Origin of the sequence: Actinospica durhamensis (assembly GCF_018139695.1) — a bacterium.
In the GTDB taxonomy this organism is placed as follows: domain Bacteria; phylum Actinomycetota; class Actinomycetes; order Streptomycetales; family Catenulisporaceae; genus Actinospica; species Actinospica durhamensis.
The window spans coordinates 1-25,839 of the sequence record NZ_JAGSOG010000108.1 but is presented as its reverse complement, the minus strand read 5'-3'; the positions used below and the strand labels follow the sequence as shown (position 1 = coordinate 25,839).

The following is a 25,839-nucleotide window of genomic DNA, read 5'->3' as shown; positions in this document are numbered from 1 at the left end:
GTTCGGGCCCAAGACGGGGTGGATGGGCGGGTGGGCGATCGTCGTCGCGGATGTGATCGTCATGGCGAACCTGGCGCAGATCGCCGGACAGTACGGCTTCCAGCTCATCGGTGCCAGCGGGCTGGCGGCCAGCGCCGGCTGGACCGAGCTGGCCGGCATCATCTGGATCGCGGTGATGACGCTGATCTGCTACATCGGCATCGAACTCTCGGCCCGGATCCAGGTGGTACTGCTCTCGATCGAACTGGTCATGCTGGCCGTGCTTTCGGTGACCGCCCTGGTGAAGGTCTATTCGGGCCACGGAACGGCCGGCTCAGTCCGCATCTCGGGCTCGTGGTTCAACCCCTTCGCGATCTCCTCCTTCTCCGCGCTCACCCTCGGCCTGCTGACCGCGATCTTCATCTATTGGGGATGGGACACCGCGGTCTCGGTGAACGAGGAAACCAAAGACCGCGCGCAGACGCCCGGCCGCGCCGCGGTCATCTCAACGGTGCTGCTCCTGGTCACCTACGGGCTGGTCACCGTGTCCGCGCAGTGCTTCGCCGGCTACGGCGCCACCGGGACCGGCCTGGCCAACCCGGACAACGCGGGCGATGTGCTTTCCGGCCTCGGCGGCGCGGTGTTCGGCACAAGCGGATTCGGCTGGTTCTTGAGCAAGCTCCTCGTGCTGATGGTGCTCAGCTCCGCGGCCGCCTCGACGCAGACCACCATCATGCCGACCGCGCGCACCACGCTGTCGATGGCCGCCCACCGGAGCATCCCGCGCAGCTTCAGCCGGATCCACCCTCGTTTCCTCACGCCGACCTGGTCCACCGTCGTCATGGGACTGGCCTCTATCGGGTTCTACGCGCTGCTGGCCGGGATCAGTGCCAACGTGCTCGCGGACTCGATCTCCTCTCTCGGACTGGCTATCGCGTTCTACTACGGGCTCACCGGGCTGGCCTGCGCCTGGCACTTCGCGCCGCGTGCCCTCGCCGGCGGAAGCGGCGCGCGCACCGTCTGGCTGCGATTCCTGCTGCCGCTCTTCGGCGCACTGATCCTGTTCGCCTTCTTCTTCTACGGCGCATACGAGTTCTGGAGCCCCGCCTACGGCACCACATCGTGGACCATGCCGTTTCCGCCACACTGGCAGATCGGAGGCGTGTTCCTCACCGGCGTGGGCTCGCTCGTTCTCGGCATCCCACTGATGTACATCTACCGCGCACGGCGTCCCGACTACTTCCGTGGCCAGGTGATCAAGCGTGGCGACTGGCCTCCCGCTCCCGAAGACGAGACCCCAACCGGCGACGCAGGGTCCGGCACGGGCCCCAGCTGACCCGGCACTCCGAGCCGAGGGCGCGCTCCACCACGTGTCGGCCTGTCAGTCGCCTTCGATCGATTCGTCCGCGATCAGGCGATCGAGGGTGGCGCTGCCCATGCGGCTCATCGCCGGGTTGCTGCTGCGGTAGTACCAGACCGCGCCCATCGCCTGCTCGAAGGCCCACGCCTTGCCGCGCTGCCATTCGAGATCGTCGCAGCCGAGGTCTTCGCGCAGCCGGGCGCGGGGGGCGGGCTGGAGCAGGTGCCAGGCGGCGACGAGGTCGAGGGCCGGGTCGGCGGGTCCGAAGCCGCCGGCGTCCAAGACGCCGAGCAGGCGGCCCCGGGCGACCAGTACGTTGCCCGGGATCAGATCGCCGTGGGTCATCGTGTCCGGGGTGTCGGCGCGGGGGAGTTGGCGCAGAGCGGCCCACATCGCGCGCAGCCGGGGGACGTCCAGGAGGTCCTCGCTGCGTTCGAAGCAGGTCTGCATCCACGCGTCGTGCGACTTCAGGTCACCTCCGCGCCCGCGTCCACGGAAGACGCGGCCGCGGGTGGCGACGGCGCGCAGTTCGCGGATGAGCTCGGCCAGGTCGCGCGCGAATTCGGTGGATCCGGCCGGCTCGTGCGGGGTGGCGGTCTCGCCGGGGATCCAGGTCTGCACGGACCAGGGCAGCGGGTAGCCCCGGCCGGGCCGGCCCAGCGCGACGGGTAGCGGGGCGTGGAAGCGGGTGTGCTCGGCCAGTTCCCGCGCCGCCCGTGCTTCGCGTTCGAGCGCGTCACGGGTCGCGTCGGCGTCGGCGGGCTTGAGCGGGAATCTGGCCGCGAAGTGCGCGCCGATGCGGAAGATGGCGTTGACCGTGCCCTGCGAGGCGAGCGCCCGCACGGGGAGCCCGGCCCACTCGGGGAACTGATCGCGGATCAGGTCGCGCACGATCTCGGGCGAGATCGTCAGCTGGTCGGCATGCATGCGCACGGGGCGAGCATCGCAGGCCTGATCATCGGCGACAACTCCGGCCGCGGCGTACGCCGGGTCCCGCGCGTCGGCGCGGCGCCCCGGTCACGGCGGACGGCGGTGGGCGGAGATGTGGTTGCGGCCGTTCGGGCCGAAGGGCCGCCGCACCGGCTAAACTGTTTCCGCGTAGAAACAGTTTTGGCGCCCAGGCCGGCTCAGGCCCTCGTGGGTGGCAGGCGCCTGTCTGAGCGGATCTCGCCGCTTCGGTGGCAGAACTCGATCGCGGAAGAGGTGGCGAGATGTCCGACACGTCGGCGCAGGGGCCGAACGCGACACCACGGACCAGGTCCGGGCCCGGAGCCAAACGCGTCGGCGAACCGGAGCTGCGCCGGCTGCTGGCCGGGCTGACGGCGGTGCGCGACGGCGATTTCGGCACGCGGCTGCCGGACGGCGGGGACGGGCTGCTGGGCGAGATCGCGACGGTGTTCAACGGCATGGTCGACCAGCTGTCCCTGTTCACCTCGGAAGTGACCCGGGTGGCTCGCGAGGTCGGCACCGAGGGGACCTTGGGCGGCCAGGCCGAGGTGCCCGGCGTCTCCGGGACGTGGGCGGACCTGACGGACTCGGTCAACGCCATGGCGGGCAACCTGACCACCCAGGTGCGCGACATCGCCCAGGTGGCCACGGCCGTGGCCCGCGGCGACCTGTCGCAGAAGATCGACGTCGACGCGCGCGGAGAGATCCTCGAGCTCAAGGAAACCGTCAACACGATGGTCGATCAGCTCTCCTCCTTCGCCGCGGAGGTCACCCGGGTCGCGCGCGAGGTCGGCAGCGAAGGCCGCCTGGGCGGGCAGGCCGAGGTGCCCGGGGTCGGCGGGGTCTGGCGGGATCTGACCGACTCGGTGAACTTCATGGCCGGCAACCTCACCGCGCAGGTGCGCAACATCGCCCAGGTCACCACCGCTGTCGCGCAGGGCGATCTGTCCCAGAAGATCGGCGTGGACGCGCGAGGCGAGATCCTGGAGCTGAAGAACACCATCAACACGATGGTCGATCAGCTCTCCGCGTTCGCGGACGAGGTGACCAGGGTCGCGCGCGAGGTCGGCACCGATGGGCGCCTGGGCGGGCAGGCCGACGTCAAGGGCGTGAAGGGCACCTGGCGGGATCTGACCGACTCGGTGAACTTCATGGCCGGCAACCTCACCGCGCAGGTGCGTTCGATCGCGCAGGTGGCCACGGCGGTCGCGCGCGGCGATCTGTCTCAGAAGATCGGTGTGGCGGCGCGCGGCGAGATCCTCGAGCTCAAGAGCACCATCAACACGATGGTCGATCAGCTCTCCGCGTTCGCGGACGAGGTGACCCGCGTCGCGCGCGAGGTCGGCACCGAAGGGCGCCTGGGCGGGCAGGCCGATGTCAAGGGCGTGTCGGGCACGTGGAAGGACCTGACCGAGTCGGTGAACGTCATGGCCGACAACCTCACGGCGCAGGTGCGTTCGATCGCCCAGGTCACCACCGCCGTCGCGCAGGGTGACCTGTCGCAGAAGATCCGGGTGGACGCGCGCGGGGAGATCCTGGAGCTGAAGGAGACCATCAACACGATGGTCGACCAGCTCTCCGCGTTCGCGGACGAGGTCACCCGGGTCGCGCGCGAGGTGGGCACCGAGGGGTACCTGGGCGGGCAGGCGACGGTGCGCGGGGTGTCCGGGACGTGGAAGGACCTGACCGACAACGTCAACGTGATGGCCTCGAACCTGACTGGGCAGGTCCGGTCCATCGCACAGGTGGCCACGGCGGTCGCGCGCGGCGACCTGTCGCAGAAGATCACGGTCGAGGCCAAGGGCGAGGTGGCCGCGCTGGCCGGGGTCATCAACACGATGGTCGACACCTTGTCCACGTTCGCCGACGAGGTCACCCGGGTGGCGCGCGAGGTGGGCACCGAGGGCATGCTCGGCGGGCAGGCGCGGGTGGCGAACGTGGCCGGGACCTGGAAGGACCTGACCGACAACGTCAACTCGATGGCGAACAACCTGACGAACCAGGTGCGCAACATCGCTCTGGTCACCACCGCGGTGGCCAACGGCGACCTGTCCAAGAAGATCGACGTGGACGCGCGCGGCGAGATCCTGGAGCTCAAGACCACGATCAACACGATGGTCGACCAGCTCTCCTCCTTCGCCGCGGAGGTCACCCGGGTGGCGCGCGAGGTCGGCAGCGAGGGCCGGCTGGGTGGGCAGGCGGAGGTCGAGGGCGTCTCGGGCACCTGGAAGCGGCTGACCGAGAACGTGAACGAACTCGCTGGCAACCTGACCCGGCAGGTGCGCGCGATCGCCGAGGTCACCAGCGCCGTGGCCGAGGGCGACCTGACCCGGTCCATCACGGTGGAGGCCTCCGGCGAGGTGGCCGAGCTCAAGGACAACATCAACGCGATGGTGGGCTCGCTGCGTGAGACGACGCGCACCAATGAGGAGCAGGACTGGCTCAAGTCCAGCCTGGCTCATATCTCGGGCCTGATGCAGGGCCACCGGGACCTGGCCATGGTGGCCGAGTCCGTCATGCAGGAGCTCACCCCGCTGGTCACGGCCCAGTACGGCGCGTTCTACCTGGCCGAGGAGGCGGAGACGGGGACCGAGCTGACGCTGGTCGGCTCGTACGGCCGCCCGGCCGGCCTGCGGGGCCATGACCGGTTCAAGCTGGGTGAGTCGCTGGTGGGCCAGTCTGCGCGCTCGCGCCGCGTCATCGCGGCCGAGGGCGTTCCCGGCGACTACATCGGCATCTCCAGCGGGCTGGGGAAGGCGACCCCCGGAGGGATGATCATCCTGCCGATCGTGGTCGAGGACCAGGTTCTCGGCGTGATCGAGCTGGCCTCGTTCACGCCGTTCACCGCCGTCCACCGCGACTTCCTCGAGCGGTTGATGGAGGCGCTCGGCGCGAACGTCAACACCATTCTCGCCAACTCCCGCACCGACGAACTGCTCGAGGAGTCCCAGCGCCTCGCCGGAGAACTGCAGGCCCGCTCGGAGGAGCTGCAGGTCCAGCAGGAGGAGCTGCAGCGCTCGAATGCGGAGCTCGAGGACAAGGCGAAGCTGCTCGGCGCGCAGAACGAGGACATCGAGGCGAAGAACCTGCAGATCGAGCAGGCCCGCCAAGAGCTCGAGGACCGCGCGCAGCAGCTGTCGCTGGCCTCGAAGTACAAGTCGGAGTTCCTGGCCAACATGAGCCACGAGCTGCGCACCCCGCTCAACAGCCTGCTGATCCTCGCCCAGCTGCTCGCGCAGAACCCCGGCCGCAATCTGACGCCCAAGCAGGTCGAGTACGCGGGCATCATCCACTCGGCCGGTTCCGACCTGCTGCAGCTGATCAACGACATCCTGGACCTGTCCAAGGTCGAGGCCGGGAAGATGGACCTCAACGCGGAGCTGATCCCGATGCGCCGCCTGCTCGACCACATCGAGGCGACCTTCCGCCCGATGACCACGCAGAAGAACCTCGGCTTCACCATCAACGCCGCGCCCGGCGTGCCGGGCGAGCTGGTGACCGACGATGCGCGGCTGCGCCAGGTGCTGCGCAACCTGATCTCGAACGCGGTCAAGTTCACCGAGCGCGGACATGTGGAACTGCTGATCGAGCCGGCGGCCGAGGGCGAGGTCCCCTCGCTCACCCGCGAGGGCGGTCCCGTGGTGGCGTTCCGGGTCAAGGACACGGGCATCGGCATCGATCCGCCGCAGCTCGAAGCGATCTTCGGGGCCTTCCAGCAGGCGGACGGGACCACCAGCCGCAAGTACGGCGGCACCGGTCTCGGGCTCTCGATCAGCCGCGAGATGGCCCAACTGCTCGGCGGCGCGATCCACGCGCGCAGCGCGCTGGGCGCGGGCAGCACCTTCACCCTGTATCTGCCCTCCGCCTTCCTCGAGCCGTCCCCGAAGGCTCCGGCGGCCGAAACACAGACCGGCGGCGACGTGCGACCGGTGGAGAAGCGGGCCGCGGTCCCGGCCGCGCCGGACCCGCTGCCGCGCCCGCGCCGCCTGCTGGTGATAGAGGACAGGCCGCACGGCCTGCTCTCGCTGGTGGCGACGAGCGCCGTGGGCAGCCTGGACGGCGGCGCCGAACCGCCGGATCAGCACACCCACGAGGTGGTCACGGCCGTGGGCGCGCAGGAGGCCGCCGCGGTGCTGGCGGCCGAGGCGTTCCACTGCGTCGTGCTCGACGTGGAGATGGCCGGCGGCGAGGCATGGGCCTTCCTCGACGCGATGGACGGCGATCCGGCGCTGCGCCAGGTGCCGGTGTTGGCCCACAGCAGCCACCGCCTCGGCGAGCCGCAGGAGCGGGCGCTGGCTCAGCGGGCGAGCGAGCGCCCGCTCGAGGTCCTGTCCAGCCTGGACGAGCTGCGCGAGCGCATCGCCCTGCACTTGTCGGTGGAACAGCCCGGTGATGTGGTGCCGCTGGTGCGCACCGACGTGGTGAGGCATCAGGTAATCGATACATCCGACGCGGCGCTCGGCGGCCGCACCGTGCTGGTCGTGGACGACGACGCGCGCAATCTGTACGCGATCAGCGGAATCCTCGAGCTGCACGGGGTCCGGGTGCTGCACGCCACGGACGGGCGCAAGGGCATCGAGGCCCTGCGTGCGCACCCCGAGGTCGACCTGATCCTGATGGACGTGATGATGCCCGAGATGGACGGCTACGCCGCGACCGCCGAGATCCGCGCGATGCCCGACTACGCGGACCTGCCGATCATCGCGGTCACGGCCAAGGCGATGCCGGGGGACCGGGACAAGTCCCTCGCGGCCGGGTCGAGCGACTACGTCACGAAGCCGGTGGACGCGAACGACCTGATCGCGTGCGTGGGGCGATGGCTGGGCAGCCGATGAGCGCGCCGATCACGATCACCGTGTCCACGACGCTTCGCAACGGCGAGGAGCTCCAAGCCCGATGAGTGTTCCCCATGGGGACGACCGCACCGGTGCCGACGAACAGGAGCCGACCGGTCGCACGGCGTCACCGCCATCGGCGCGGCCGCGCGCGCACGCCCTGGTTCCGGCAGCGGCCGGAGCTGACGCTCGCCACGTGGAGACGCGCGACGCCGAACCCTGCGACAGGCCCGGCGGTACGGTCGGTCGTCTGGCCGTGACGGTGGAGCGGCTGCGCGACGAGGTGCGGGAGGCGCACGCCGCGGCCGACGGCCGCGCTCTGGTGGAAGTCGCCAAGGGCATCCTCATCGAACGGCTCGGGTGCTCGCCCGCGACCGCCGCGCGCCAACTGGCCGAACTCGCGGCGCAGTCCGGCGTCTCCGCGCTCGAACTGGCGGTCGACATCATCAACCAGGCCGCGCGCGACCGGGTGGCCGAGATCGCGGCCGATTTCGTCCGGCGCACCCACGACGCCGGCCCCGAGCCGGGTGACGAGCAGCCCGCGCTACGGCTGCGCTCGGCGGAGAGCGCGGCGATGGCGGCCGGCGACACGCAGGCCGTCGCCGAGTCGCTGCTGCGCCACGCCCTCGTTCCCCTCGGTGCCGCGGCCGTCGCCGTCTGGACGGTCGACCGGGACGGGTCGCTCGCGCTGAGCGGCCACGCCGGTTTCGGCAGCGGCGAGGCGGAGCGCTGGCGCCATGTGCCCCCGGGGGTGACGACCGTGGCCCGGCAGGCTCTGGTCAGCCGCGGCACCGTGCACCTCGAATCCGTCACCGACGTGCCGTCCATCGGATCCCTGCGGACTCCGGGAGGCGCTCGCACCACTCTGTGCGTCGGGACCGGAGGGCGCATCCACGGTGTCCTGGAGATCTGCTGGCCCGAGCCGCTCGCTCCCCATCCGCCGGCGATCGCGCGACAGCTCGAAGCTCTGGCAGAGCTCTGCGCCCACACTCTGGAGAATCCGGCCCGCTCCGCGACCCGCGCGGCCGACGGACCTGTCGCGGATCCCGCCGTCTCGGATCTGGTGGGCGTGGCCGACGCGATCTACGACCCCGCACTCGTCCTCGTACCGCATCTGAACGCCGAGGGCCGACTCGCGGATTTCCGCATCCAGCACGTCAACGCCCACTTCCAGGATCCCGCGGGACGGCCCCGCACCGCCCTGGACAAGGCTCTGCTGCTCGAGACGTATCCTATGGCCGTCGGCGGCGGCGCCTTCTACGACCACCTCGAGCGCGTCTTCGCCACCGGAGAACCGATCCACGTCCGGCGGATGTCCATGACCACCCACGTCGACCAGGTCCCCCTGCAGATCGTCGCTGACGTCAGCATCAGCCGACTCGCCGGCGGCCTCCTGGTGATCTGGCGCATCGAGGACGAGACCGTCCGCCTGGCCAGGCTGCTCCAACACGCCCAGCGGCTCGGCCGGATCGGTGGCTTCGAGGAGAACCTGGAGACCGGCGAGATCACCTGGAGCAGTCAGCTGTTCGCCCTCTACGGCCGCACACCGGCCCAGGGGCCCTCCTCCCTGCACGCCCTCGCCGCGCAAGCCCACCCCGACGACTCGGTCGCCATCGGCCGGTTCCTGCGTACCCTGCTGCACCACCGTCGCCCGGCGACGGTCGCCTTCCGCCTGCACCGCGCCGACGGCGTCGCGCGGCACATCCGCATCGTCGCGGAACCCGTCTCCGGCTCGAGCGAGCGGCTGACCGCCGTGCGCGGCGCCTACCAGGACGTCTCGTCCCAACACTGGACCGAGGTCGCGCTGGCTGCCACCCGGGACAGGCTGGCGCACACGGAGCAGGAGGCGATCGAGCGCAATCGGCTGACGCTTCAGCTCCAGCACGCCATCATGCCCCCGGCCCGCGATCCGTTGCAGGTGCCCGGGCTCCAGGTCGCCGTGCGCTACCGGCCCGCGGAGACCGAGTCGCTGGTCGGCGGGGACTGGTACGACGCCGTGGTCCTGCCGTCCGGTCAGATCCTGCTGTGCGTCGGCGACGTCGCGGGGCACGGCATCGACGCGGCGACGGGCATGGTGGTGTTGCGCAACGCCCTGCGCGGTCTGGCGATGACCGGGGCCGGCCCGGCGCAGTTGCTGTCCTGGCTCAACAGCGTCGCCTACCATCTCACCGACTTCGTCACCGCCACGGCCGTGTGCGCCCTCTACGATCCGGGCACCCGAAGGATGCGCTGGGCCCGCGCCGGGCACCTGCCGCCGGTCGTCGTCAACGCGGGCGGCGCGGCGGCTCTGCCGCTGACCCACGGCGCGCTGCTCGGCGCGGGACTCGAACTCGAGGTGGAAGAGGCCGAGACCGAACTTCGACCAGGAGACACGCTGCTGATGTACACCGACGGACTGATCGAGCGCAGAGACACCGCGTGGCACGAGTCCCTCGACCATCTGCTCGCCAACGCGCAGGTCCCGGTCGAGACCCTCGGCCGGCTGCTGGACAATCTGCTGACTTACGGAAAGTCGGACACAGACGACGACACCTGCCTCATCGGGGTACGAATCACCCCCAAAGAGGCAGAATGACTACCGCCGATACCCCTCATAGCGCAAGCTCGCGGGTGTCCCAACGGCTCACGGGCCCGCCGGACGGCGCAAGAGCCGTAAGGAGCACAGTACCCATGCAACGCGATCTCGCGGTCGAGCGTGCCCTGGACGCCGCGGACCCCGACCGACTCGTGGACGTCCTCCGATCGGCTCTGCGCGAGCAGTACGGCGCCGCCGCCGTGGAGCTGCGGCTCGCGGACTACGCCATACACTCTCTGCAACCGGCACGGCCGGATTCGGCGCAGGCGGACCCGATCATCATCGACGGCACCGCCCAGGGCCGGGCTTTCGGCTCCCAGGAACCGGTCGTGGCCGAATCCGCAGGCGAAGACAGGGTCCTGCATCTGCCCGTCACCCACCGCGGGGACCGGGTCGGCGTGCTGTCCGTCACCGTTCCCGCGGCCGCCTGCGCGCCGCCGATGCTCGACGAACTCCGGCGGATCAGCACCGTGACCGCGCGGGAGATCATTCTGGCGGCCCGAGAGACCGATCGGTACGAGGTGGGCCGGCGGGCCGAGCGGCTGACCCTCGCCGCGGAGATGCAGTGGCTGCTGCTGCCCGCCCGCTCCTGCACGCGGCCGGAGTTCTCGCTCGGCGCCCATCTGGAACCGGCGTACGCCATCTACGGCGACGGCTTCGACTGGTCGGTGTCCGGCGGGCACCTGACCGTCGCCGTCATCAACGGAATGGGACAGGGAGTCAACGCCGCGCTGCTCACCGCCCTCGTCGTCGCCGCCCTGCGCAACGCGCGCAGAGCCGGGCTGTCACTGGCCGATCAGGCGGTGCTCGCGGACGAGGCCGTCTTCTCCCAGCACCGCGGGAAGGCCCACGTCGAGGCATTGCTCGTGCAGTTCGAGCTGGCCACCGGACGCGTCGAGGTGGTGGACGCCGGTTCCCCGCGGCTGTGGCGCGTGCGCGGCGACATGGTCGAACCGCGGCACCTGGACGCTCAGATGCCGTTGGGCATGTTCGGGGACACCGACTACCGGATGGAGCCGATGCGAGTGGAGCCCGGGGACCGGCTGGTGATCGTCGGTGACGGCGTCTACGCCGCGGCGTCACCCACGGGAGAGAAGTTCGAGCAACGGGCGCTGGCGCACACGATCACCGCCACCCGCTCGCTGCCGCCCGCGCAGGTGCCGACCGCGGTCCTGCATGCGCTCCTGAGCCACTACGGCCAATCCCCGCTTCTCGACGACGCGGTGGTCGCCTGCGTCGACTGGCACGGGCCGCGCTCCGCCGAGGGCGAGGGCGAAAGCGAGGACGCGTGACGACGGCCGCGCGGCCGACGGTGGGTCTCAGTGCGTGCCCGGCACCGCGCCCTGCGCCTCGAGCAGAGCGTCGAGTATCGGGCGCAGAGCCGCGACGCCGTCGGCCAGCGGCCCGATTCGCTCAGGCGGCATCGCGTCCAACAGCGCTGCCAGCACCTGCTCGCGCCGCTCGCGCCGCTCCGACAAGTACACCGCGGCCTGGTGGGTCAGATGCAGTTCGATCTCACGGCCGCTCTGCGCGCTCGGCAGGCGCCTGACGAACCCCATCGCCTCCAGCCGGGCGCACAGCCGACTCAGGGCGGAGGGCGCGGATCCCACCGCCTCGCCGAGCTCCCGCAGATTCAGTCCGGGCGTACGCTCCAGCACCCACAGCACACGCAACTGCGAGGCGGACACGACCACCATCGATTCGGCATCCTCGCTCCTGTCCCAGAGCAGATGCACCTCCTCCACCACCCGGCGCAACTCGGTGACCGTGTCGCCCGGCGTGCGGGCACCAGGACGCCGGGTGCTGTCGCCCATGATCACTCCATACGGATCGGCACTTCGAAGCCAAGCTCACCACGTGCGCACGTGTTACTCCCGTAGGCTCACCGGCACGCCAGTCAACCACATGAGGCGGCCTGCCAGCGCGGTGCCGGAGATGGGCGCCCACACATGATCACGGTTCGCCCTGTGGTGCGCGCCGCTCGCGCTGGAGGAATGCCGAGCCGCGGTGCGCGGCGATCCACAGGCAGAGCGCGGCGAGAGGAAGTTCGACCAGGAGTGCCATGGCCGACGCGGTGAGCAACTGGGCGGCGTCGGGTGCGCTGAGTACATCGAACCAGGCGTCGACGACCAAGAGCGTTCCCGTCATCGCGGCGGACAGTTCACCGCCTGGGCGGTGGCGCGCGATGCTCCACCCCGTGTGCAGGAGCAACCCGCAGAGCAACAGATCGAAGCCCGTCCAGGATATGTCGTAGTGCGCGCTGCGCTCGCTGCTGGGCAACATCACGGCCAGGCCGGCGGTCCAGGGCAGGGTGAGCACCCCGAGTGCCAGCAGGAGCGTGCCGCACCAGCGCGGCACCAGGCGGGCCAGGGGCTCGCCGGAATCGGACCGGATGCGGGCCACGACTACACCCTCCCCGCGCTCTGTGACGGGATCCACCGACGATACGTATCCATGTCCTGCGTCTCCTTCGGCGTCGCCCGGGCGCGGTCGAAACCGTTTACCCGTAACGGCATCGGACACGCGGATGCCCCGACCGAAAGGCGCCGGGAGCCGGCGCGGGCGACGTAGGTGCGGACACGGGGTCCGGCCGACCGGCGTTACCGGGCCGCCCGGTCGGGCAACGTGCGCGCGCAGACCCGGGCTCCTGCGGTGGCGATCTCGAAGTACCCTGACGCGCCGTTCCCGGGCCGGGACTCGGCGAGCCGGTCGACGGCCTCTTGGAACAGCGCACCGAAGACGGGAGACGGACGGAAGCCGGTGAGCTCGATCTCCCCGGCCGGCCCCGCGCCGGCCGGATCGCGGCCGAACGCTCGCCGAAGCCTGGCCCCGAGCGTCAACTGCTGCTCCTCGCTCCAGCTGGTCTCGAGCGGCAGCCACTCGTGTGTCTCCTCGTGCCACATGTGCGACAGCAGTGTCACGGTGAAGGCCAGAAAGCCCTCCCGGAAGGCGCGGGAGGCGAGGTCGAGCAGCTCGAGACGTTCGAGCGTATCCGTGGCCTGACGCTCCTCGCCGATCCGTGCGAGGACGATCGGCCTCGGCACCGCCATGCGCGCGGCCGGGCGCAGGACGAAATCCTCGGCCGCCTCGTGCACGGCCAGCAGCCGCCGCAGTGCGTCGAAGGCACGTCGGCGCTCCGGGCCCGAGCTGTCGGCCACGTGGTGGAGCAGCTCGCGCGTGCGCATGTGCTGATCGTGCAGAATCGACAGGACCGAGCCCACGCCGACGGTGCTGTTCACCACGGACCTCCGCCATCAGATCGCCGAACCGGTGTCCCCGGCGCCACGCGGATTGCCGCGATGCCGCTGGATAAACGTGGCCGACTCTGCCCCCACGGCTGTCCGAGCAGCACCGGCGCGCTCGAGCCGGCGCGGTAGGCGAGGCTCGCACGGGGTTCGGGGCCTGACGCGACATCGCGTCGGTGCACTCGGACTCCACTCTGACCTGGTGCTCGTCGGCCGCCATCCGGGCGCCTCCGACGAGGTGGGCGTCGCGCTTGACGGTGATCACCTCGCTCGCGCCGGCGGCCTTGAGAATGTCCTCCATCACGCTCTGCGCGGCGTCCATCAGGGCTTTGCCGTTCTCGCCCTGGCTGTAGGCGCCATGTGCGCGACCGGCAGTCCGTGGCGGTCGACCTCCTCGGCGAGCGTGACGCGGTTCTCGGGCAGCGCGAGGAACTCGCACAGCGATCCGAGGGTGGCCCAGTGCACGTAGTCGCTCATGTAGCGGCGCAGGTCATACCCCCAATGCCCCTGTGCGGCGACGGCCGGGCATCCGACTGACGCACGGTCAAGTCGTCGAGCGCACCGTCATGAGACGTCATGGGACGGAGCGTGAACTGACCGGCCACGGGCGTATGCGGCGGGCGGCGTTTGCGCGCGAGGGGAGAGGGCACCGGGAGGCTCATGCGCCATCATGATCTGATCGTCCTCGGCGCGGGCTCGGGCGCGGCGGTGATCGAGGACTCCTTCGCCGATCTCGACGTCGCGCTCGTGGCCGACGGCCCGGTCGGCGGGACCTGTCTGAACGCCGGGTGCATCCCGAGCAAGATGCTCAGCCGTACGGCGGAGGTGGTCGAGGAGATCCGCGACTGCGGCGGGTACGACGTGGACGCCGAACTGCGCGGGATGGACTGGTCGCGCGTGCGGGCCCGGGTGTTCGGACGCCTCGACGCGCACCGCGACGAGGCACGCTCGGGGCTGGAGAGGTCCGGCTTCGTCACCGTCTACCCTGGGCGTGCCCGGTTCACCGGACCGCGGCGGCTGCGCGTCGAGCTGCCGGACGGTCCGACGGACATCGAGGCGGACCAGGTGGTGATCGCCGCGGGGGCGCGGCCGGTGATCCCGCCCGTGGTCGCCGACTCGGGCGTGCACTACGAGACCTCAGACACGATCATGCGGATCGCCCGGCCGCCGCGGCGGCTCGCGGTGCTCGGCGGCGGCTACATCGCCGCCGAACTCGCGCAGGTGTTCGCCTCCGCGGGTAGCGACGTCGTGATCGTGGAGCAGGCCGAGACCCTGCTCGGGTCGCTGGACGAGAGTCTCGCCGGCGCGTACACGCGGCTGGCCGCCGAGCGCTTCGAGCTCCGGCTCGGCCGTGAGCTGACCCGGCTCGACGGTGCCGACAGTGCCGACGGTCCGGTGGAGCTGCTGCTCGACGACGGGTCGAGGATCGCGGCCGACGTGCTGCTCGTCGCGGTCGGTCGCACTCCGAACAGCGACCGGCTCGATCTGGCCGAAGCAGGCGTCGACGTACACGAAGACGGCCGGATCGCGGTGGACGCGCATCAGCGCACCAGCGCCGAGGGAGTGTGGGCGTTGGGGGACGTGTGTGCTCCGGTCCAGCTCAAGCACGTGGCGAACCGGCAGGCACGGATCGTCGCGCACAACCTCCGCCACCCGAACGACCTGCGCGGCAACGACCACGACGTGATTCCGGCCGCGGTCTTCACCCGCCCGCAGATCGCCACGGTGGGCCGCACCGAACGGCAATGCCGAGACGCAGGCCTCGATTACGCGGTCGGCACCGCGCGCTACGCGGACGTCGCCTACGGGTGGGCGCTGGAGGACGAGACAGGTTTCTGCAAGGTGCTCGCCGAGCGGGGGACCGGGCGCCTGCTCGGCGCCCACATCCTCGGGGCCGAGGCGCCTACTCTGATCCAGCCGCTGGTGCTGGCCATGACCGTCGGCATCGATGCCCGCACCCTGGCCACCGCGCCGTACTGGATCCATCCCGCGCTCACCGAAGTCGTCGAGAACGCGCTGCTCGCACTCGACGGCTGATACGCGTCGCCGGCCTCGCCCCACGCGCTCCGCGGAACCAGTCGCGGCCGGTAACAGGGACCACACGCTGTTCGATGCCTTCTGGGCTCAGACCGTGCGGTCCTCACGGAGTTGAGGGCCTGCTCGCGGAACTGAGCATGCATAATTCGCGCCGCGACGACACGTGCCGCACATAAAACACATAACACGACGCGTGCCGCACACACAACACCGTCGTCGTGCGAAGTGGCTCGAGGGCCGGCCGTCCGCGATGATCGCGCGGTGATCATCGCGGGACAGTTGCCCGATCACCTCATCGCAGACAGCCGACTGCCGAGCCGGCCGATGGCGTCTACTCGATGCTAGTGCTTCGTACCCGTGGCGTCCTTGGCGGCGTCCTTGAGGTGTTCTCCGGCCTGCTTGAGTCCGCCCTTGGCCTGGTCGCCCTTGCCCTCCGCTTCCAGCGATCTGTCGTCCGTCGCGCGGCCGGCCGCCTCCTTGACCTTGCCCTTGGCCTTCTCCGCGGCGTTCTTGGCCTTGTCCTCGGTGCCCATTGCCGACTCCTTCCGATCACTGACTTCTGCTGTCTGCCGTTCGACTGCCCCGATGCTCTCTGCGTGGCCGACGGCGAGCCGACTTCGTGTCGCCACCTGCCGTACCACCGCCGGCATCCACGCCCTCACCAGCACCGATCGCATCAAGGTGCGCGAAAACCGGACTGAGGAGAACCCCGGCTGAACCTCAGTTCGAATCCGCATGCAGCGGGTTTCCGCTCACGCGCGGGATAAACCTGTGAATGTCTCTAATCGCGGGCGGTGTCGCGGCCGGCGTCGTCCGGCGTCGTCCGGCGGGTCAGCGTGCTCGAAGCCTGATGGCCGGTACCGACCGCGGGTTGACGCCGGCCAAGTCGAACACCCGCGTCACCGCCGGAGAGGCGAGGACGCACAGGCAGGTGTCCGACTCCGCCGCGACCCGAGCACCGCGCAGCAGGGCGTGAAGTCCGCTGGAGTCGAAGAAGTCCACCTTCTCCATGTCGAGCGCGAGGTCGCCGCCGGCTTCTCGCGCCGCGAGGGCGGCGAGAAGAGCCCGTTCGAACTCCTCGGCCACGCACAGGTCGAGCTCGCCGGTGAGGACGAGGGCCGGCCGACCTTCGATCAGTATGTGTTGGATCGCGAAACCGCCCGCCATCACGTCCTGCTTCCGTAGGCCACATGGCGACCGCGACGCGGCCTACGTTGACCGGAGCCCTGGGTTGTGGCGTGCGTGAGCGCGACCCTGGTTCGCGATTCATGCGAATGAGTCGGTCGACCGGGTAGGTGTCGCGGCGGGCCGCACATGCGCTGCGCCCGGCCCACGTGTATGCGGGGCGCCGAGGGGTACCGAGGCCGGACGATCGATGACCCTCACGAAAGCGATATGCACGTGAGGAGAGATGAGATGGCCATGGACAACGGGGGTGGCGGTCCGTCACCCGATCGGGGGAAATCAGGGTGCGCACGCGGAGGCGGCCGTCGGCGCCTTACAGAATCCAGTGATCATGAGCGGACGCGTGTCCAGTGTCTGGTGCCGATCTGGCGCGGGCGCGCCTCCTCGAACCGGGTATGCCGCGTGAGCTTCCCGGTCTGGAGAGACGACTTCTTGCGACCGCCAGGCGGTCCTGAGCTTTTCGAGGTAGAGAACGTGATCAGAAGACGCCGCGCTCTTGCGCGAGCGGCGGTCCTCGTGGCCGCGCTGACCGGCGCGAGCTTGGGCGCGGTCGCTCCGGCGCTCGCCGACGCCACGCCGGCGTACTCGCACGACTCGAGCATCGGGCTGTCGAAGTCCGATTGGATGTCGTGGTTGCCGGCCACGACGCCGCTGAGCCAGTTGACGCTCCCGGGGACCCACGACAGCGGCGCCTATGTGTTCGGCGGGGACGTGGCCGAGACCCAGTCGATGAACCTCGAAACGCAGCTGAGTTCGGGTATCCGGGCCTGGGACATCCGGCTGAAGGTCGTCGACGGCGATCGACTCGAGGTCTACCACGGCGTGGCCCCGCAGGGGCTGGACTTCCAGAACGACGTCCTGCGCACAGCCGACGCCTTTCTGGACGCGCACCGCACCGAGACCCTGCTGATGCGGATCAAGAACGAGGGCTCAGGCTCCAGCCTGGTCTTCGCCAACCTGGTCCGACACTTCCTCGACCAGGACACCCGCATCTACCGCGGAACCAGCGACAATCCGTCCCTGGGCGAGATCCGCGGCAAGATCGTCATCCTGCAGAACTTCATCTCGACGGTCCGGGTGGGCCTGCCCTGGTACCGGGCCGGCGTCTCGATTCAGGACGATCACCACCTGACCACGAACTGGGATCTGGCGACCAAGTGGTGGGCGATCGACGCCCAGCTCAAGGCCGCGGACAGCGGGCCGGCGGACACCGCCTACGTGAACTTCCTCAGCGCCTCGGGCGGGTCGTTCCCGTACTTCGTAGCCAGCGGACACTCCAGCCCGGGCACCAACGCGCCAAACCTGCTCACCGGCTGGACCCGAGGCGCGATCGACACCTGCGGGCTGAGCGTCCGGTGCATCCCGCAGTACCCCAGCGTGAACTGCTTCGCAGGTTTGTGTTCGGTGGCCTTCGTGGGCACCAATGTCCTGACCATGCGGGAGATCGACAGCCAGCCCGACACGCACCACCGGTACGGCATCGTCTATGCGGACTTCCCCGGCAGCGGGCTGATCCAGGACATCATCGCCGCGAACGGCACCGGCATGATCGTCGGAGTCGGTTCCGGCCGGTGCATCGACTACTCGTACCCGCTGCGCCATCTGCAACTGTGGGACTGCCACGACGGCGTGAACCAGAGGTGGAAGTGGACCACGACGGCGGATCTGAAGCTGTTCGGCTCCGACTGCATGAGCACCGAGTCGGCCAGCCCTGTCAGGGGTAGCACACTCGTGATCCAGCCGTGCAACGGCAGGTTGAGCCAGAAGTGGGTGTTCACGAACAAGAACACGATCGTCAGCATCTCATCCGGGCTCTGCGTAGACGCGGACCAAGCCGCGACCGGCAACGGCACCAGGCTCCAGGCCTGGCCCTGCAACGGCGGCAGCAACCAGGAGTGGCTGCGTAGATAGCGCGACGATCGAGCGGTGATGACCCAAGCGAGCGCGTGGCACGCACCGGATGATCTGCCCCGCGATCCGCGGAGTCTGCGCTGCCCGTTTCCCTTCGGAGGTCCACTCTTGCCGGCTGTAAAAGTGTTCAGCGGCATTGGCGGCTTCCGCTGACAGGGGGAGACGGGCAAGTGGCTGGCAAAACAAGCAGAGCCCATGACATCTTCTTGAGATGTCGTGGGCTCTGGCCTGCGTGCTTCGTGTGGTGGACCTTATCAGGGCTTACTCCAACCAACAGGACCGCGCTGACCAGCTACAACGCGTCCGGCTCTGGCTCCGAGAAGATCGACAACGCCTCGTTCAAGATCCACAAGTCAGCGTGACGTCCAGCCCTGCCCCTGTAGTCCCGAGACGAGTGACTGACCGGCTGGGTGAAGCCGCTGTGCGGGAGATCATCGAGGCACGACAAGCCGGCATGAAGCTCAAGGACGTCGCCAAGCGCTACGGGATCAGCGAGAGCAGTGTCAAGCGAATCATCGCCTCCGGCGGCGCACCGAGATCAAAGTACAGCCAGGCCGATGAAACGCTATACTGATGCGATGCAAATTATGGGCGGAATCCTTAGCAGCACGCACGTCGATGCGCATCAGCAGCGTATCGCGAAGAGCCTACTCGATCAATTTGCAGAGCAGCTGAACTCAGAATATGTTGCGACTTTGATTGAGCATGATTTCGAGCGGCTCGCTGGCGTTCATTTTGCTGGCAGGGTTGCGGAGATGGCGGATGGCGAATATGCGCTTCTCGGGGTGATTGGGCTCTTTGAAGATGCTACTGAAGCCGAGAGCTTTCCAGTCGGTGCCGCCAACACCGTTGCAGCCGAGTATGATTCGATTCTGAACGATCTTGTGGAGCAGCTTCCGACCATGTTGCTGCCAGAAGAGAGCTCCATCGAGGAAGTAACCTACCCAGACACAGTTGAGGGTCAGCTCGCTTTCCACCTAGACTCAACCTCCGTCGCCCCTGATGGCTCGGTCTATCTTATTAAGCGACGAGTCACTATGGTTGGAAGTCTTGAAATCAGAGTGTATCCCAAGGATCACAATCCGCCACATTTCCATGTGCACTCCGACTCGCGCAACGTCGACGCCCGCTTCCACCTAGAGACCCTTGAGTTCCTAAGCGCAAACTATGGACGCCTCGCGCCGAAAGAAGTGAGGCAAGTACAGGATTTCTTTAGCAGAAACCCTGCTGCCCACGCAGCGCTAAAGGCTGAACATGAGCGCTTGCAGTAAGTGACCTTATGCAACGGCAGTCATGTGGAGTGCCCTGCTCGAACAGAATCGGTAAGCTGCAACTACGAGATCGCTGCTACATACTACGCAGCCATCGCACAAGAGGAGCCGGCCAAGATTGATAGTCTCAGTCGGCCAGCTCTCAAGTGCGTGTTAAACCAGCACGGCGGTACGGGCTCCGCAGGGCTTAGTCCGCCATGAATTCGTCCAGTAGGGATTTAAGGTACACAGGTGCTTCGCTCATCTCGTGGGCGATGATCGGCCCGTCAAGAACCTTCTTGTAGCCACGGCCTAGGAATTCCTTAAAGATGCTATTCAGCAGCTCGTCGCCTGGAGCGACCCGTGACCATCCTGCTTCCCATTCATCGCTAACTCCGGCTTCGTGCTTTGCCCATGCTGCACGAGCTTCTTCCTCGACTTTCGCCCGATCAGGCACTGGTTGAGTAAGCGTCGCTACAGCAGCTTCAACCGTATGCGACCCCTTCGCAACTTTGCTGCGTGACTTATTGTCGACCAGTCGAATTGGATCGGCGAAGTCCGCGAGCGTTCGCTTCAGAACGACCAAATTCTTCAAGCCGTCGGCAACTTCTCGGGCTTTCCGCTCGACAAGCTCGACCGTGATGGCATCCCTGCCCTGGGCTTCACGCTCTTGATTGATGACAGCAGCCAGCGCAGTGTAGTCGAGAAGGAGGTTCTCAAACTCCCGGCACGGCAGTAGCTTAACCCGTTCCGACTTCTCGAACTTATTCAAGAAGCTCGTGGACAGCTCATTGCGATCGCGAACATAGAGAACCTTGCGTTGGGCGAGTGCATCGACACCATCAAGCCAGTTTGCAAAAAGGTCGGCATGACTTGCGTTGTAGCCGCCCTCTCCCTGTAGGAGCACGAGCCGAGGGCTTCGCATTGTCTCCTCAAACCAAATGTCAAAAACCTCCTTCTCGGTCGGCCCTTCGATGATGAGCACACGTTCCGCCGTAAGTACATCACTGGGACGGACACCAAGTTCACGCAATAGGCCGAGTGCTTCCGTGCGTTGGCGTGGAACGGTGACAGCCGTTGAGTTCGCACCGGCGCGTGTCACCGAAATAATGGTCGTGCTCGGCGAGGTCCAATCGAGCATCGTTGATGAGTGCGTCGAAGCTACAATGAGTCGGTCCTGCGACCACTTCTGCATGAGCCCCAGCAGCGCACGCTGAGCTGCTGGGTGCAGACCCGTCTCGGGTTCCTCTAGAACGATGGCGGTTGCGGTCTGCGTCAGTCCAACCACAAGTGTCATGAGCAGCTGTTCGACGCCAGTCCCTAAGCTCTTGAGCGAGTGCATGTGACCTGGAATATTGTCGTCGCGGAACGCCGCCCACAGATTAGATGCCGCAGCGGGCAGTTGGAGCGTTCCTACGTCCGGGACGAATTCCTGAATGAGTTTTTGGAGCTCTTGCCATGCTGTCTCCTGATTCGACCTCATGTAGTGTAGGACGTCAATAAGGTTTGAGCCATCGGGCGAAAGCCGTTCGACGGCGTTGGCTGCCCGAGTATCACTGTCGGTCTGGTGCAGCGGGCTGAAGTGGAAGTAGCCATTGCGCCATGATTGCAAGATAGGCAACGGCTGTCCTTGCCAATGTAAAGATCGCAAAGTCTCCATGTGATCTGGTGGGACAGGGTTAGCAAAGACGGTCGTATTATAAGAGGACAGGTCCCACTCGGACAGTTTCGTGATTGGATTCGTCACTTGAAATGAGTTGTTGTCTTGCGAGGTCTTCTCCATCAGAGCAATTTGCTGACCATCAAGCCACGGGGCGCGCACAGCGTTGGGTCGAAGCATCCCGTGCTCTTCGGCATATTCCCACTCAATCCACTCCAGTGCACCACGCTCAATTTGGGCGAGCGCCTTTGCCGAGGAAGAACCGATGAGCGCCGCACGCTCATCGTGAGTAAAGCGAAAGCGTACCCATAGCATGGCCTGCGATCCTGCCGCATGGCGCAACGCATTCGGCATCTGGCCGCTCGCCACAACATCAAGAGCGGAAAGTAGAGCGCTCTTGCCGGAATTATTTGGGCCGGAAACCAAGACCAAGCCGGACTCCGGGAAGTCGATGGTCGTCTCTTCGCGATACGCGCGAAAATCCTTGACCCGAAACTGAAGTAGCCTTGCAATGTCCCTCCTATACGCGTTCGCCGATTGCACGCAACACACTAAACATTCGAGAACTTGCCCCAAGACGAATTATACGCTCCTTGGCGGCTCGCGGCATATTTGCACCATCTATGGTTCAGTGCATGACCAATCAGGTGCCGACGGAGCCAAATTCATGGGCTCCGGTTGAGGTTGGTGACTGCCGCACCACCTACGACAACCTGCCGGCGATCCCGTCTATCTCAGACCCGTCGGGATTCGTGATCTCCCACGTAGTGAGCGAGTTGCCTGGACCCCAGTACGACTCATGCAGCGATCCGTCTGCACCACTCGTGAAGACGTGCTCGACGCCGTCCGCCGGTGTCATGTCCGAGGCGATGCCGGTGACCGGTGTGCCGATGTCGGCGACTTGCCACGTCGTGAGGCTGTTCCCGTTGCCCCAGTAGGTCTCGTTGACGGTACCGGGCGTTTCCCCTGAGGTGTGGACACCTGGACACTAGATCTTGAGGATCTGGGAGAACGGAGTCCCTGTGGGGATGAAGCACTACCCGCCGCAGTTCAAGGCCGATGCGGTGGCGTTGTATCACTCGAGGCCCGGTGCGTCCGCGGCGCAGGTCGCGCGAGACCTGGGGATCTACCCGGCGACGCTGCTGGCGTGGATCAAAGCGGCGGACGAGCCGGGAGAACCTGTCCGCAGTGCCATCGAGGCCGAGGCGCCAGCCGGTTCGTCGGTCGAGTTGGAGAACCGGGCGCTGCGCCGGCGGGTGGCCGAGCTGGAAGAAGAGCGCGAGATCCTGCGCCGGGCGGCGAAGTATTTCGCGGGCGAGACGAAGTGGTGAGGAGTCGTAAATTTACTACTGCCTGACTTGGCCTTGGTCGTATTCGTCGATGGCCCGGGTGAGGGCCTCGAGGGAGCGTGGCGGTCTGCTTCGGCGGCGGTGGGCGAGGATCGCGGTGATGTCGGGCCCGGCGAAGGCCAGCAGTGGTTCGGTGCGGTGGGCGTGGTAGTTCAGGCTGGTGGGCGGTCGCCCGACCAGTTGGCCGACCAGCGTCAGGGTGACGGTATTGCGGTGGTGCAGGAGCGCGACCAGGACGCGGTGGCGGTGCTCGAGGTAGCCGACTCCGGGGTTGTATCCGCGCCGGTTGACGCCTTTGTTCTTGAGGCGCTCGGCTTCGGCCAGGAGCCTGCGGCAGGGTTCGAGCTCGTCGACGAGCTGGTCGAAGCGTTCGCGGGAGATGCCGGTCAGGGCGGGGTGGGTCAGGAGACGGACGGCCTCGGGCGGTATCGGCGGTGCCTTCGCCTGGTCCGGCTCGCTCGGCGGCCTGTGATCGGGGGCGAGGGCGTAGTTCCACTCGCCGTGGAACGCCTCGCGCTCGACGCGGTGCTCGGCCGCGGTGCGTTCGGCCTTGGTGAGTTTGCGGCCGGTGGGGTAGTCGTTCTCGTCCAGCACGGCATCGACGCTCAGGCCCGTCTTGGTCCGGGTTGCCGAGATGGACTGGAGCAGGACCTCGTAGCTGGTCAGCGGCTGCCCGCGCAGGCTGTGGGTGATGCGGGAGAACAGGCGGTGCTCCACCTTGTTCCACTTCGAAGTCCCCGGAGGAAAGTGCTTGATATTTATGGTGAGGCCGCTCTCGTCGGCGAAGGCCGCCAGCTCGATTTTGAACAGGGTGGAATCAGCTGAGTTCGCCCCGCCGCAGTCCGCGGTGATCAGCAGCTGGTCGGCATCGGGGTAGTCGCGCCTGCCGCGCGTGTTCCACCAGCGGCGGATGGACTCGGCGGCGAACGCGGCGGTGTTGCGGTCGGCGCCCACGTTCACCCAGCCGGTATCGCGCCCGAGGTCGTAGATCCCGTAGGGGATCGCGATCGGGGTCTCGGGGCCGGTGAAGTCGTGGTCCGGGGCGGTGATCGGGCGGCCCCTGGGCCGATAGCTGCGCCCGGCCCGGGCGTACTCGCCGATCGGCTCCTTCTTCTTCGCATCCACGCTCACCACCGGCAGGCCCTGGTCCAGGAACCGCGTCACGGCGGAGTTGATGTGCCGGAACTGGGCATCGCGGTCGGGCACCTGGGCCCCGGCCCGGGTCTTGGCCATGCCCTGGAGGCTGAAGCCCATCGCGTGCAGCAGGTCACCTACGACCGGGGCACTGACCTGATGCCCGGCATCCGAGAGCTCCTTCGCCAGGTCGCGCAGTGACGCTGTGGTCCAGCGCAGCGGTGAGACCGGGTCGCCCACCTCCCGCGGCTCGATCAACGCCTCGAGCGCCGCAGCCAAACCCGGGTCTCGCACGGTAGCCGACTTACGCCCGCCGCCGGGCCGACGCACCCGCCCCGGCATCACCGCCGCGCCGGCCAGTTCCTCGCGACCGCGCACAAGGGTGGACTCGGAGACCTCCGCGAGTCTGGCCACCGCCGCGAGCCCGCCGTGCCCCAGCGCCTGGGCCTCAGAGGCCAGATACAACCGGCGCTGGCGCTCGTCCAGGTGCGGGAGCAGCGCCGCGAACTTCACATCCAGCAGCGCCAGGACCTCATCCGATATGCCCATGAGAGCCCGTATACCACCGCACCCGTCGACACACAGCCGAACCCGGCAGTAATTCCCTTACGGCTCCTGAGCCGTTTCCAGTTCGTCGCCGACCACTGCAGCGCCTTCGGCGTGAAACGGCTGTGCCAGGTACTCGGTGTCTCTCGCTCCGGGTTCTACCGGTGGCAGGCCGCTGCCGGGAACAGGGCGGCGAAGGCGGCCGCGGACGCGGTGCTGACCGAGCGGATCCGTGCGATCCACACCGCCTCGGCCCGCACCTACGGGGTCCCGCGCGTCACCGCCGAGCTGCGCGAGGGTGAACCACAAGCGGGTCGGGCGACTGATGCGCGAGCACCGGATCGTCGGGGTGCACCTGCGGCGCCGGCACCGGACCACGATCGCGGACCCGGGCGCGCCGAGAGTGGCCGACCTACTGGGGCGAGACTTCACCGCGGCCGCGCCGAATCAGAAGTACGTGGGGGACATCACGTACCTGCCGGTGACCGGCGGTCGGCCGCTGTATCTGGCCACAGTGATCGATCTGTGCTCAAGGCGCCTGGCCGGGTTCGCGATCGCCGAGCACATGCGCACCGAGCTTGTCCTCGAAGCCCTCGACGATGCCGAGCGCACCCGCGGCAGCCTGGCCGGGGCGATCTTCCACGCCGATCACGGGTCGCAGTACACGTCGAACGCCTTCGCCGCCGCTTGCGCGAGGGCAGGGGTGCGCAGGTCCATGGCCGCGATCGGCAGCTCCGCGGACAACGCCGCGGCCGAGGCGTTCAACGCCACCTTCAAGCGTGAGACGCTCCAAGGCGCGTCCGCCTGGCCGAACGCACACCAGGCCCGCCTCGACGCGTTCGCCTGGCTCACGCGGTACAACACCCGTCGCCGTCACTCCCGGCTCGGGCAACGCAGCCCGCTGGCCTTCGAGATGGCCCTGCACCGGAGCTCGACTACACTCGCTCAAGCCGCTTAGATCGTGTCCACACCTCGGGGGAAAGCCCCTACTGCGCCCGCTGCAAGCATCGATTCATCGTGCAGCGCGCTGTTGGCAATGGCGGAGAATACTTCTACTGGTTCTGCCGTGGTCGGCAGCAGGGCCTGTGCGACATGCCGTACATCCCGATCGATGTGCTGGAGGAAGCCGTTGCCCGCTACTACGGCGATGTGCTGGTGCTTGAGCCGGAATGGCTGACCGCCGTTCGCGAGGGCGTAGACATGGCGGTTGCCGCTGAACGCGGGCTGCCGGAAGACCTCCGCGAGCAGTAGATGAAGCGACTCGAAGCACTCGATCGCAAGGAAGGCTACTTCCTCGATCTAGCTGCCGAGGAAGGCTGGCCCAAGCAGAAGCTGCGCGAACGTATCGACGTCATCCGCCAGGAAATCGCCGATATCAAGCGCACGATCGAGCAGGCTGACCAGCGCTTAGATGTCGGCCAGCGGCTCCTGCACGCTGCGCTTGCCTTGCTCAACTGGCCGAGCGACGCCTACCGGGCTGGCAGCGAACGAGTCCGCTTGCTGCTCAACCGGGCATTCTTCGCCAGGCTCAGCGTCGATGGCGAGAAGATTGCCGGGCACGAGCTGCAAGAGCCGTTCGATGTCCTGCTCGGCGCGTACGAGCAGTACGTGATTACGCGGACGAGTACGTTGCCATCTCACGAGACAGCAAAGAGCGCCGAACTCCTGACGGACTCCGGCGCTCATGATCGCGAGTTCCCCGCCGACTCCACCCGCCTGACCTGGCAGGTCAGTGGTTGGAGTAGCGCGGCTATGGTGGGCGGTACTGGGATCGAACCAGTGACCTCTTCCGTCCGGATGCGGCCTTTCCTGGGCGGCGGGGCGG

The 25,839-nt window shown here is 67.8% G+C and carries 21 protein-coding genes and 1 pseudogene; 13 read left to right on the top strand and 9 right to left on the bottom strand.

Going from position 1 to position 25,839, the window contains the following annotated elements; translation table 11 throughout:
* Positions 1–1,315: APC family permease (locus KDL01_RS21030; protein WP_212530261.1), on the top strand; the 1,315-nt coding region annotated here is incomplete at its 5' end.
* Between the two features lie 45 nt (positions 1,316–1,360).
* On the opposite strand, the gene KDL01_RS21025 is transcribed toward KDL01_RS21030, so the two are convergent.
* Entirely contained in the window at positions 1,361–2,266 is a 906-nt protein-coding gene (locus KDL01_RS21025) for an aminoglycoside phosphotransferase family protein (RefSeq protein ID WP_212530262.1), read from the bottom strand.
* A gap of 284 nt (positions 2,267–2,550) precedes the next feature.
* Here KDL01_RS21025 and KDL01_RS21020 point away from each other — a divergent pair, with 284 nt between their 5' ends.
* The 3 genes from KDL01_RS21020 to KDL01_RS21010 all read left to right on the top strand — a co-directional run bounded on the left by KDL01_RS21020 (position 2,551) and on the right by KDL01_RS21010 (position 10,989).
* The gene (locus KDL01_RS21020) at positions 2,551–7,122 is read left to right on the top strand and encodes a HAMP domain-containing protein (protein WP_212530260.1); all 4,572 of its coding nucleotides are present in this window, start codon (positions 2,551–2,553) and stop codon (positions 7,120–7,122) included.
* Between the two features lie 61 nt (positions 7,123–7,183).
* On the top strand, positions 7,184–9,697 hold the full coding sequence (locus KDL01_RS21015; RefSeq protein ID WP_246576736.1) for a SpoIIE family protein phosphatase: 2,514 nt from the start codon (positions 7,184–7,186) through the stop codon (positions 9,695–9,697).
* 95 nt (positions 9,698–9,792) lie between these two features.
* The gene (locus KDL01_RS21010; RefSeq protein ID WP_212530258.1) at positions 9,793–10,989 is read left to right on the top strand and encodes a PP2C family protein-serine/threonine phosphatase; all 1,197 of its coding nucleotides are present in this window, start codon (positions 9,793–9,795) and stop codon (positions 10,987–10,989) included.
* Positions 10,990–11,016: 27 nt separating this feature from the next.
* Here the strand turns inward: KDL01_RS21010 and KDL01_RS21005 are convergent, their stop codons facing one another.
* The 4 genes from KDL01_RS21005 to KDL01_RS20990 all read right to left on the bottom strand — a co-directional run bounded on the left by KDL01_RS21005 (position 11,017) and on the right by KDL01_RS20990 (position 13,419).
* On the bottom strand, positions 11,017–11,511 hold the full coding sequence (locus tag KDL01_RS21005; protein WP_212530257.1) for a MarR family transcriptional regulator: 495 nt from the start codon (positions 11,509–11,511) through the stop codon (positions 11,017–11,019).
* Positions 11,512–11,650: 139 nt separating this feature from the next.
* Entirely contained in the window at positions 11,651–12,100 is a 450-nt protein-coding gene (locus KDL01_RS21000) for a hypothetical protein (protein WP_212530256.1), read from the bottom strand.
* Positions 12,101–12,297: 197 nt separating this feature from the next.
* Positions 12,298–12,936, bottom strand: a complete 639-nt coding sequence (locus KDL01_RS20995; protein WP_212530255.1) for a hemerythrin domain-containing protein — start codon at positions 12,934–12,936, stop codon at positions 12,298–12,300.
* Between the two features lie 327 nt (positions 12,937–13,263).
* Positions 13,264–13,419 carry a hypothetical protein gene (locus tag KDL01_RS20990; RefSeq protein ID WP_212530254.1) on the bottom strand — a complete coding sequence of 52 codons (156 nt, stop codon included), beginning with the start codon at positions 13,417–13,419 and terminating at the stop codon, positions 13,264–13,266.
* A 183-nt stretch (positions 13,420–13,602) separates the two neighbouring features.
* On the opposite strand from KDL01_RS20990, the gene KDL01_RS20985 reads away from it, so the two are divergent.
* Positions 13,603–14,979: a mycothione reductase gene (locus KDL01_RS20985; protein WP_212530253.1), complete on the top strand. Its 1,377-nt coding sequence runs from the start codon at positions 13,603–13,605 to the stop codon at positions 14,977–14,979.
* 341 nt (positions 14,980–15,320) lie between these two features.
* Here KDL01_RS20985 and KDL01_RS20980 read toward each other — a convergent pair whose 3' ends face one another.
* The gene (locus KDL01_RS20980) at positions 15,321–15,512 is read right to left on the bottom strand and encodes a CsbD family protein (protein ID WP_212530252.1); all 192 of its coding nucleotides are present in this window, start codon (positions 15,510–15,512) and stop codon (positions 15,321–15,323) included.
* 298 nt (positions 15,513–15,810) lie between these two features.
* A complete protein-coding gene (locus tag KDL01_RS20975) occupies positions 15,811–16,146 on the bottom strand; it encodes an STAS domain-containing protein (RefSeq protein ID WP_212530251.1) in 336 nt (111 codons plus the stop codon).
* A 534-nt stretch (positions 16,147–16,680) separates the two neighbouring features.
* Between KDL01_RS20975 and KDL01_RS20970 the strand changes: the two genes are divergently transcribed.
* The 3 genes from KDL01_RS20970 to KDL01_RS20960 all read left to right on the top strand — a co-directional run bounded on the left by KDL01_RS20970 (position 16,681) and on the right by KDL01_RS20960 (position 19,346).
* Entirely contained in the window at positions 16,681–18,075 is a 1,395-nt protein-coding gene (locus KDL01_RS20970) for a phosphatidylinositol-specific phospholipase C domain-containing protein (protein ID WP_212530250.1), read from the top strand.
* A 394-nt stretch (positions 18,076–18,469) separates the two neighbouring features.
* Positions 18,470–18,649, top strand: a complete 180-nt coding sequence (locus tag KDL01_RS20965; protein WP_212530249.1) for a helix-turn-helix domain-containing protein — start codon at positions 18,470–18,472, stop codon at positions 18,647–18,649.
* Positions 18,633–19,346, top strand: a complete 714-nt coding sequence (locus tag KDL01_RS20960; RefSeq protein ID WP_212530248.1) for a DUF4160 domain-containing protein — start codon at positions 18,633–18,635, stop codon at positions 19,344–19,346. The genes KDL01_RS20965 and KDL01_RS20960 overlap by 17 nt, the downstream gene beginning before the upstream one ends.
* 187 nt (positions 19,347–19,533) lie before the next feature.
* On the opposite strand, the gene KDL01_RS20955 is transcribed toward KDL01_RS20960, so the two are convergent.
* Entirely contained in the window at positions 19,534–21,528 is a 1,995-nt protein-coding gene (locus tag KDL01_RS20955; protein WP_212530247.1) for an AAA family ATPase, read from the bottom strand.
* A gap of 92 nt (positions 21,529–21,620) precedes the next feature.
* On the opposite strand from KDL01_RS20955, the gene KDL01_RS20950 reads away from it, so the two are divergent.
* Together KDL01_RS20950 and KDL01_RS20945 are read left to right on the top strand one after the other, a co-directional pair.
* Complete coding sequence (locus tag KDL01_RS20950; RefSeq protein ID WP_212530246.1) at positions 21,621–21,923, top strand: hypothetical protein; 303 nt, start codon at positions 21,621–21,623, stop codon at positions 21,921–21,923.
* 90 nt (positions 21,924–22,013) lie between these two features.
* Positions 22,014–22,316: a transposase gene (locus KDL01_RS20945; RefSeq protein ID WP_212530245.1), complete on the top strand. Its 303-nt coding sequence runs from the start codon at positions 22,014–22,016 to the stop codon at positions 22,314–22,316.
* 15 nt (positions 22,317–22,331) lie between these two features.
* On the opposite strand, the gene KDL01_RS20940 is transcribed toward KDL01_RS20945, so the two are convergent.
* On the bottom strand, positions 22,332–24,017 hold the full coding sequence (locus KDL01_RS20940; RefSeq protein ID WP_368861616.1) for an ISAzo13 family transposase: 1,686 nt from the start codon (positions 24,015–24,017) through the stop codon (positions 22,332–22,334).
* Positions 24,018–24,080: 63 nt separating this feature from the next.
* Between KDL01_RS20940 and KDL01_RS20935 the strand changes: the two are divergent.
* The 3 genes and pseudogenes from KDL01_RS20935 to KDL01_RS20925 form a co-directional block, all read left to right on the top strand.
* Positions 24,081–24,972, top strand: a pseudogene (locus KDL01_RS20935) (IS3 family transposase); the annotation flags it as partial.
* Positions 24,858–25,265: a recombinase zinc ribbon domain-containing protein gene (locus KDL01_RS43620; protein WP_246576737.1), complete on the top strand. Its 408-nt coding sequence runs from the start codon at positions 24,858–24,860 to the stop codon at positions 25,263–25,265. The pseudogene KDL01_RS20935 and the gene KDL01_RS43620, both read left to right, overlap by 115 nt.
* A partial coding sequence (locus KDL01_RS20925) for a hypothetical protein (RefSeq protein ID WP_212530242.1) occupies positions 25,266–25,839 on the top strand: 574 nt, incomplete at its 3' end. It lies immediately after the preceding gene.

Bases quoted from the DNA above. Each gene is read 5' to 3' on its own strand.
- KDL01_RS20980 (WP_212530252.1), bottom strand. From the start codon at position 15,512: ATGGGCACCGAGGACAAGGCCAAGAACGCCGCGGAGAAGGCCAAGGGC.
- KDL01_RS20950 (WP_212530246.1), top strand. From the start codon at position 21,621: ATGACCAATCAGGTGCCGACGGAGCCAAATTCATGGGCTCCGGTTGAG.
- KDL01_RS20990 (WP_212530254.1), bottom strand. From the start codon at position 13,419: ATGAGCGACTACGTGCACTGGGCCACCCTCGGATCGCTGTGCGAGTTC.
- KDL01_RS20945 (WP_212530245.1), top strand. From the start codon at position 22,014: ATGAAGCACTACCCGCCGCAGTTCAAGGCCGATGCGGTGGCGTTGTAT.
- KDL01_RS20985 (WP_212530253.1), top strand. From the start codon at position 13,603: ATGCGCCATCATGATCTGATCGTCCTCGGCGCGGGCTCGGGCGCGGCG.
- KDL01_RS20960 (WP_212530248.1), top strand. From the start codon at position 18,633: ATGAAACGCTATACTGATGCGATGCAAATTATGGGCGGAATCCTTAGC.
- KDL01_RS20940 (WP_368861616.1), bottom strand. From the start codon at position 24,017: ATGGGCATATCGGATGAGGTCCTGGCGCTGCTGGATGTGAAGTTCGCG.
- KDL01_RS21010 (WP_212530258.1), top strand. From the start codon at position 9,793: ATGCAACGCGATCTCGCGGTCGAGCGTGCCCTGGACGCCGCGGACCCC.
- KDL01_RS21020 (WP_212530260.1), top strand. From the start codon at position 2,551: ATGTCCGACACGTCGGCGCAGGGGCCGAACGCGACACCACGGACCAGG.
- KDL01_RS21015 (WP_246576736.1), top strand. From the start codon at position 7,184: ATGAGTGTTCCCCATGGGGACGACCGCACCGGTGCCGACGAACAGGAG.
- KDL01_RS20975 (WP_212530251.1), bottom strand. From the start codon at position 16,146: ATGGCGGGCGGTTTCGCGATCCAACACATACTGATCGAAGGTCGGCCG.
- KDL01_RS21025 (WP_212530262.1), bottom strand. From the start codon at position 2,266: ATGCATGCCGACCAGCTGACGATCTCGCCCGAGATCGTGCGCGACCTG.
- KDL01_RS21005 (WP_212530257.1), bottom strand. From the start codon at position 11,511: ATGGGCGACAGCACCCGGCGTCCTGGTGCCCGCACGCCGGGCGACACG.